Source organism: Saccharothrix hoggarensis (assembly GCF_042678885.1).
Classification (GTDB): Bacteria; Actinomycetota; Actinomycetes; order Mycobacteriales; family Pseudonocardiaceae; genus Actinosynnema; species Actinosynnema hoggarensis.
The window spans coordinates 1-2,065 of sequence record NZ_JBHTLK010000449.1; the positions used below are offsets into that span (position 1 = coordinate 1).

4 protein-coding genes are annotated in these 2,065 nt (G+C 74.8%); 3 read left to right on the forward strand and 1 reads right to left on the reverse strand.

Features of this window, described 5'->3' with window-relative positions; all coding sequences use genetic code 11:
• The 3 genes from ACFQ3T_RS36250 to ACFQ3T_RS36260 form a co-directional block, all read left to right on the forward strand.
• Positions 1-218, forward strand: a 218-nt coding sequence (locus ACFQ3T_RS36250; protein WP_380730631.1) for an inositol monophosphatase family protein, incomplete at its 5' end; no start/stop codon positions are given.
• Positions 219-256: 38 nt separating this feature from the next.
• Positions 257-625 (forward strand): STAS domain-containing protein, encoded by a 369-nt coding sequence (locus ACFQ3T_RS36255; RefSeq protein ID WP_380730633.1) that lies wholly within the window; start codon positions 257-259, stop codon positions 623-625.
• Between the two features lie 64 nt (positions 626-689).
• Entirely contained in the window at positions 690-983 is a 294-nt protein-coding gene (locus ACFQ3T_RS36260) for a hypothetical protein (protein WP_380730635.1), read from the forward strand.
• Positions 984-1,043: 60 nt separating this feature from the next.
• Here the strand turns inward: ACFQ3T_RS36260 and ACFQ3T_RS36265 are convergent.
• The coding region (locus tag ACFQ3T_RS36265; protein ID WP_380730637.1) for an ATP-binding protein at positions 1,044-2,065 on the reverse strand (1,022 nt) is incomplete at its 5' end.

A 2,065-nucleotide genomic window follows, 5' to 3' on the forward strand; every position in this document is an offset into this window, starting at 1 on the left:
ACCTGAAACCCTGGGACTGCGCTGCGGGTGTGCTGCTCGTGCAGGAGGCGGGCGGGAGGGTCGGCGACCTGGTCGGCCCGTCGCCGCGCAGCTGGCCGGGCAGCGGCGACGTGCTGGCCGCCGTCCCCGACCTGTGGAACCCGCTCCGGGCGCTGCTCGCCGAGGTCCATCCCCCGCCGACTCCGACCGAATGCGGCATGGTGGTGACAGACCGGTGAGCGGCGACCGCAGTTCTCGGACCGGAGGAGGACCCGCCATGACCGAACGCACCACCGGCCACGCGACCCGCAGCGAGGTGGCCCGCGGCATCACGCTGGTCCAGGTCTCCGGCGCCCTCGACGCCGCGTCGCGCCACCCCGTCGCGGCCGAGCTCGACGCCGCCTTCGAGACGAGCCCGGACGCGATCGTGCTCGACCTGTGCCACGTCGAGTTCCTGGGCTCGGCGGGCATCGCGCTGCTCATCAACGCCCGGCACCGAGCCGCCCGCCTGGGCATCCCGTTCGCCGTCGCCGCCGACGGCCGCAGCGTGCTGCGCCCCTTGCAGGTCAGCCACGTCGACGAGGCGCTGCCCCTGCACCCCACCGTGGACGGGGCGGTGGCGGCGGTCCGCCTCGCGGCCACGTGAGCCCCGGAGCCCGTGACGCCGGGCGGGCGGGCATCGGACGTGCCGGAGCGGGTACACCGGCCACATGGTCTCCCAGCCGTGCGTCGCCGCGTCCAGCCAGTGGGTGGACGAGGACGGCGTCCGCCAGCCCTCCGGCGACGTCCACGCGTGGACGCCCGGCGCCAACCAGACGTTGTGCGGCCAGGCGCTCAGCCGGAGCCGGCTCGGCCGGTTCCGGCACGTGCCGTGGGCGGACGCGGTGTGGCTGTCGCAGACGACCGACCAGACCATGTGGCTGTGCCCGCGCTGCGTCGCCGCCACCACCCCGCGGGCCGAACGGGACGGTCGCAGGTGGACGCGGTTCAACCCGCGCCCGTGACCTCGCGACACCGCCCGCGGCGCCGTTCGCGGTGGCGTCCCGCGCCGGCTCGGCGCCGGCTCAGCGGCGGCGCTTGTTCAGGTACGCGGCGAGCTCGTCGTACGCGCCCGCGTCGTTGCCGTACAGGGCGTAGTTGCGGGCCGTTTCCATCCACTCGCCGATGCTCGGGCGCACCGACCGCGCCGCCTCCTGGAGGTGGCGCTGGCTGATCGGCTCGACCCGGCCGGACGCCATCGACGCCTCCATCGCCGTCTCCGTGGCCTGCTCGCAGATCAGCGCGAGGTCCGCGCCGGACATGCCGTCGGTCGCCTTGGCGATCTTGGCGAGGTCGAGGCGCTCGGTCGGACGGCCGCGCAGGTGCAGCCGCAGGATCGCCTCGCGGGCCTCGACGTCCGGCGGCAGCACCAGGACGGTCCGGTCGAACCGGCCGGGCCGCAGCAACGCCGAGTCGATGTCCCACGGGTGGTTGCTCGCGGCCAGGACGAACAGGCCCTCGTTGTCGGTGCTCGCGCCGTCCAGCTCGGCGAGCATCTGGTTGACCACGCCGCGCATGGACGACCCGCCGCCGCGCAGCTGCGACCGCTTCTGGCCCAGCGCGTCCATCTCGTCGAAGAACAGCAGGCACGGGCGGTTGCGGCGGGCGGTCTCGAAGATGCCGCGCAGGTTGCGCTCGCTGCTGCCGATCCACATGTCGAGGACGTCGCTGAGGCCGATCTCGTAGAAGTTCGCGCCCAGCTCGCCCGCCAGCGCGCGGGCGATGAGGGTCTTGCCGCACCCGGGAGGACCCCACAGCAGCAGCCCGCCCCGCAGGGACTTGCCGAACTTGAGGCGCAGCTCCGGGTTGCGCAGCGGCGTGAGGAACGACATGTCGAGGCGCTTCTTCACGTCGGCCAGGCCGCCGATGTCCGCCAGCGTGATCCCGGCCTGCCCGATCGTGCCGACGGCGGGTTCGGCGACGGCCTCGCTCTCCGTCCACCGCTGGAGGATCTCGTCGGCCGTGTCCGGGATGGCCGCCGCGACGGGCGCCGTGGGCGCCGCCGGCGGGGAGTCCGGGCCGGGCGGGGGAGGGGTCGCGGGGGCCG